Annotated in this window: 4 protein-coding genes and 1 pseudogene; 2 read left to right on the top strand and 3 right to left on the bottom strand. The window is 69.6% G+C overall.

Translation table 11 applies throughout. From position 1 onward, the window contains the following. The first annotated feature begins 203 nt into the window (after nucleotides 1–203). A complete protein-coding gene (locus tag Q7A36_RS38285; RefSeq protein ID WP_305109045.1) occupies nucleotides 204–1364 on the top strand; it encodes a CBS domain-containing protein in 1161 nt (386 codons plus the stop codon). A 17-nt stretch (nucleotides 1365–1381) separates the two neighbouring features. Beyond that, nucleotides 1382–3934, top strand: a complete 2553-nt coding sequence (locus tag Q7A36_RS38280) for a sensor histidine kinase (protein WP_305109044.1) — start codon at nucleotides 1382–1384, stop codon at nucleotides 3932–3934. Between the two features lie 98 nt (nucleotides 3935–4032). Here the strand turns inward: Q7A36_RS38280 and Q7A36_RS41945 are convergent. From Q7A36_RS41945 to Q7A36_RS38270, 3 genes and pseudogenes are all read right to left on the bottom strand, one after another. Continuing rightward, nucleotides 4033–4248, bottom strand: a pseudogene (locus tag Q7A36_RS41945) (transposase); the annotation flags it as partial. 121 nt (nucleotides 4249–4369) lie between these two features. After that, complete coding sequence (locus Q7A36_RS38275; protein WP_305109043.1) at nucleotides 4370–4753, bottom strand: hypothetical protein; 384 nt, start codon at nucleotides 4751–4753, stop codon at nucleotides 4370–4372. After that, nucleotides 4746–5027 (bottom strand): ATP-binding protein (locus tag Q7A36_RS38270; protein ID WP_305109042.1); only part of this gene is annotated, 282 nt, incomplete at its 5' end. The genes Q7A36_RS38270 and Q7A36_RS38275, both read right to left, overlap by 8 nt.

The following is a 5027-nucleotide window of genomic DNA, read 5'->3' as shown; positions in this document are numbered from 1 at the left end:
AAAAACTGCTTGGCTCCACCTTCTCCCGAAGGTGCCGTGAACCGGCGCAAAGCCATCTCACGAACTGAGCGCGCGTCTCAGCAATGACGCGTGTCATGACTTGCGAACTCAAACGCAGTCGGTGCCCGTCTTGCGGTGCGACCATACGTCGATCCCGCGCATGGGAGAGTGTTGGCTGTGTCTCTACTTCAAGCTGAGGGAGAATGTTCATCATGGCCGACAACAACAATACGAGGTCCCAGCAGGAGCCCCGGGGCGCTACCGAAGCGGTGCAACGCAGTACCAGTGCTGGTGCAGAGACGGCACGGCGAGGCGCTACCGCAGCTGAGGACATAGCCCGTCAGGCGAGCGCTACACTGCGCCAGGGCGCGGCGATTGGATCCGAAGCTACGCAGCGCGGCAGCCAGGTCACCAGCGAGATGATCCGACAGGGCGGCGAGGTGCTCGGCAGGACCGAGACTACCGCCGGCGAGGTGCTGCAGCACGGCGCAGAGACTGCCGCTGGACGGCAGCGCCAACTCACCGAGACGGCTGCCGAGCAGTTCGAGCAGGTCGGCCACAAGCTGGCCGAGGCCATGCAGCAGAGTGCGCAGGACATGCGCCGGCTTATCGCGCTGCCGCAGGCGGCCGAAGGTGGCCTGCGCGACCTGCAACAGGCCCTGGCCGGCCTGGCCCAGGGCGTGATGCAGACGAACCTGCGGGCCGCCCAGGAGCTATTCCGGTTCGCCAATCCGGGGAGCGTCATTGAGCTGCAGCAGCGCTTCGCGCGCGAATACCTCGGCACCCTCTTGGAGGGTGGGACCACCATCCTGCAGGCGGCTCGTCGCACCGCGGATGAGGTGCTGCAGCCCCTCGAGCGCCAGCTGGAGCAGCGCCGCCGCGAGCAGAACAGTGGGCAGGGACGTCAGCAGACCGCAGGGCGGGTCGCCGACGTGATGACCCGCAACGTGCGCGTGGCCAGTCCCGAGGACACGGTGCAGCAGGCCGCGCGGCTGATGCGCGACGAGGATACCGGCGTGCTGCCGGTGGGCGAGAATGACCGTCTTGTCGGCATGGTAACCGACCGGGATGTCGCCCTAAGGGTCACGGCCGAGGGCCGCGATCCCGCCCGTACCACGGTGCGCGAGGTGATGACCCCGGAGGTGCGCTATGTCTTCGACGACGAGGACTTGCATCGCGCTGCCGACAGCATGGCCGAGCAGCAGGTGCGTCGCTTGCCCGTAGTGAACCGCGCCAAACGGCTGGTCGGGATTGTCTCGCTTGGCGATATGGCTGCGGCGGGCGGCAGCTCGCGGCTCGCCGGCCGAGCGCTCGGCGGCGTCGTGCAGGATGGCGGGCCGCAAAACCTGGTCGCGGCGGAATAGCTGCGACCAAGCCGGTGGTGGGCGCGGTTGAGCGCGTCGCGGTCGCGCCCGTGAGGTCGGACGGCGACGCGCGCCCGGATGGCGGCCGGTTCAGCTCCCTCGGCAGGACCGGCCTCGGCCTGCAGGCGCACCTGCTCGTCTTCGCACTCGCCGTGCTGCTGCCGGCGCTGACCCTCGGTGCCACAACAGCCTGGCATCTGGCCGGCAACTACCGCCGGGCATTCGAGGCGAGGTTGGCCGACACCGCCCGTGCCCTCGCCCTTGCGATGGACAGCGAGGTTGATCGCCTCGGGGCGGCGCTCGCTGCTCTTGAGGCCTCTCCTGACCTGGCACGCTGGGATGGAGAGGGAGCCGCGAACCTGGAAGCCTTTCACGCGCAAGCGCGCACGCTGGCCGGCCAGCTCGGCACCAACTTCGCCCTCATGGCTGCAGACGGGCGCCAGCTGCTCAATGCTGCCGTCCCTCCGGGCGCGCCATTGCCAGGCAGCAACCCGGCGCCAGAGGCGCTGCGCCGAGTGTTCGAGACTGGGCGCCCCTTCGTACGCGGCCTCGCGGTTGGCCCGGTGGCCGGCAGCGAAGTGGCACTGCTGATCGTTCCCGTGATCCGCGATGGTCGTGTTGTCGTGGCTGCCACCGCACGACTGGATCCGATGCGCCTTTCGCGCCTCCTGGAGGGGCAAGGTTTCCAGGGCAGAGCCTTTGCCACGCTGGCGGACGACAAGGGCCGCGTTGTCGCCCGCTCGCGCGAGCTTGGGCGCTTTCTGGGCCGGCCCGCGCCAGCATGGTTCGCGCCGGCGATTGCTGGGCGCAAGCGCGGCCTGGTCGTGGGTGAGAACCTGGAAGGCGGGCGGTTTCTCCTCGCCTTCGAGCGGCCGCGCTCGGCGCCCGACTGGGCCGTGGTGGTTGCCGAGCCCTGGGAAAGCTACCGGGCGAGCTGGTCAGACCCGCTGATGCAGCTAGGGGCGGGTGCCGCTATCGCCCTTGCTCTCACCGCACTCCTTGGTTCTCTCCTTGCGCGGCGGTTGGTCCGGCCGCTCGCGGTTTTGCGCCGCCAGGCGGAGCAGGTAACTGCATCGCGCAACGACGGCGCGGGCAGCGGCCTGGCACTCGCCCCTGCCACGGCCGTAGGCGTAGCCGAGTTCGACGCGCTGTTCGCCTCCCTCGGCCAAGCCGATGCAGCGCTGCGTGCCAGCGAGGTGCGGCTGCGGGACCTCCTGGCCACGCTAGACCTCGGTGCCTTCATGGCATGCGACCTCGACGGCAAGATCCGGTTCTGGTCGGTGGGATGCGAGCGCCTCTACGGTTGGACGGCGGCGGAGGCGGTCGGCCACGCCGCGCACGATCTGCTCGGCACCGCCTTTCCTCTCCCGCGTGCGGACATCGAGGCGACGCTGCAACGTGATGGCGAATGGAACGGCGATCTTCGCCATCGCACCCGGGATGGGCGAGAGGTGGCCGCTGCCGTGCACAAGGTACTGCGCCGCGATGCCGAAGGCCGACCAGCGGGCGTGCTGGAGAGCGTCATCGACGTGACCGCGCAGCGGCAGGCCGAAGCGGCGCTGGCCGAGAGCGAGGCGCGGCTGCGCTCAGTCGTGAAGACCGCCGTGGATGGCATCCTGGTCGCGGATGCGGACGGCCGGATCGTCTCCGCGAACCCCTCAGCGGTGCGGATGTTCAGCTACGAGACCGCCGGGGAACTTATTGGGCAGAACCTCTCGGTCCTCATGCCCGAGCGTGAAGCTGAGCGGCACCGTGAGCATCTTGCTGCCCATCATGTCACCGCTCGCTCCAGAGCCGTCGGGATCCCAGGACGCGAGCTCGTCGTACGGCGCCGGGACGGGACGGAGTTCCCAATCGATCTCTCCGTCACCTCCTTCCAGGTCAGGGGACAGCGCTTCTTCACTGGCATCGTGCGCGACGCGACCGATTGGGCGCAGGCGGAGCAGCGTCGCAAGCTGCTGGTCGCCGAGCTGAACCACCGGGTCAAGAACACCCTCGCCACGGTGCAGTCAGTCGCAGTCCAAACTCTGCGCGGCGCAGATGGCGATGTGGCGCGCTTTGTCCGCGATTTCAGCTCGCGGCTGCAGGCGCTCGCGGTGGCCCACGATCTGCTGACCGCGCACGCCTGGCAGGATACGGACCTCGCCACCGTAGTACGGGCCGCGCTCGCTCCTTGGATGGGCGGCGACAGCCAGCGCATCATTCCCGCAGGGCCGGAGGGCGCCGTGCCGCTCCGGCCGCTGCAGGCGCAGGCGGTGGTGCTGGCCCTGCACGAACTGGTCACCAATGCCGCCAAGCATGGGGCGCTGTCGCGGGCCGGCGGCCGGGTGGAACTCCGCTGGACCGAGCGGCAGTCCGATGGCCCCGTCCAGGTGAAGTGGGTGGAGGCTGGCGGCCCCCGCCTCGCTGGACCACCCATCCGGCGTGGCTTTGGCATTCGGCTGCTCGAGCGCGCCATTGCACAGGATCTCGGGCCTGGTGCCCAGGTTGAGCTGCACTTCGAGCCTGAGGGACTGCACGCCGCGTTCCGGTTCTTCCCCACCCTGCCGGACAACCGGACGGCCGCCTGATACTCGGAGCTCCAGATAGGGAGCATGCTGTCGCGGCTGAGACCCCGCTTGCTCCTGCCCTCGGCGGTGCGGCGCCGGACGTAGTCGAGGGTTGGCTGGTGGGTGCGCATCCGCACGACCATTACGCGGTGGAGAGCGGCGTTGGCCTGCTGCTGCCCCCTCCCCCCGCGGTTGAGCCTGTGCCTGCTGGTCTTGCCACTCGAGGCCGGAACCGGGCAGGCGCCACAAAGTTTGGCGAATGCGGCTTCGGAGCGGATCCGGTCTGGTTCGTCGCCGACGACGACAAGCATCTCCGCCGCGGTCGCGGTCCCCATGCCGTGCGCCGCGATCATCTCCGGCGCGCACCGCTGCGTCAGCCGGTCGAGGTGGGCGTCGTGCGACCTAATCTCGGCTTCGAGGTCGAGCCAGCGGCGGGCGACGGCGCGCAGACTGGCCCTAGCTGAGGCGGTGGTCGTGGTCAGCGGCCCCGGCCGGAAGGCCGCCAAATACCGGACCAGTCGCCATCTCGCCGGCGACTGCATCGAGCTGCTCGCGCAGAGCCGCCGGAGCGCTGAGGATGATGGCCTTCAGCGCTAGCCTGGCCTGGGTGCGTGCCTTGACCGCGGTGTCGCGGGCGACCTTGAGATGCCTGATCATCTCTACCTCGCCAGTGCCGGCTTTAGGCAAAGCCGTGGCCTGCCCGCCGGAGCACGGCGCGGGCGGCGCCCTCGGCATCAAGGTGGTCCGTCTTGCCATGCCGGTGGCGCAGCCCGCGATCGGGACGGCCCGCGCCTGACGTCCGCCGAGATCCACCTCAATGCAGCGGCTGATGTCATGCACGCGCGAACTCAACCTGCAGCGTCGTGCCCGGCCCGCCTCCGACCCGCAGGGTTCCCCCGAGCTGGCCCGCCAGGGCCCGCATAATGTGCATGCCGAGCCGCTGTCCGGCGTGGGGCGGGGTCGACGCCGGGTCGATCCCCGGCCCGTCGTCACGCACGCTCAGTAGCAGGCGCCCACCCGGCCGCTCGTGCAGCTCTACCTCGAAGACCATGCCCCGCGCTGGATGAAAGACGTGCTCGAGCGCGTTGGTCGCCGCCTCCATGACCAGCAGGAC

This window comes from Paracraurococcus lichenis, assembly GCF_030657435.1.
Lineage (GTDB): Bacteria > Pseudomonadota > Alphaproteobacteria > Acetobacterales > Acetobacteraceae > Paracraurococcus > Paracraurococcus lichenis.
This window is presented reverse-complemented; position numbering and strand designations above follow the sequence as displayed.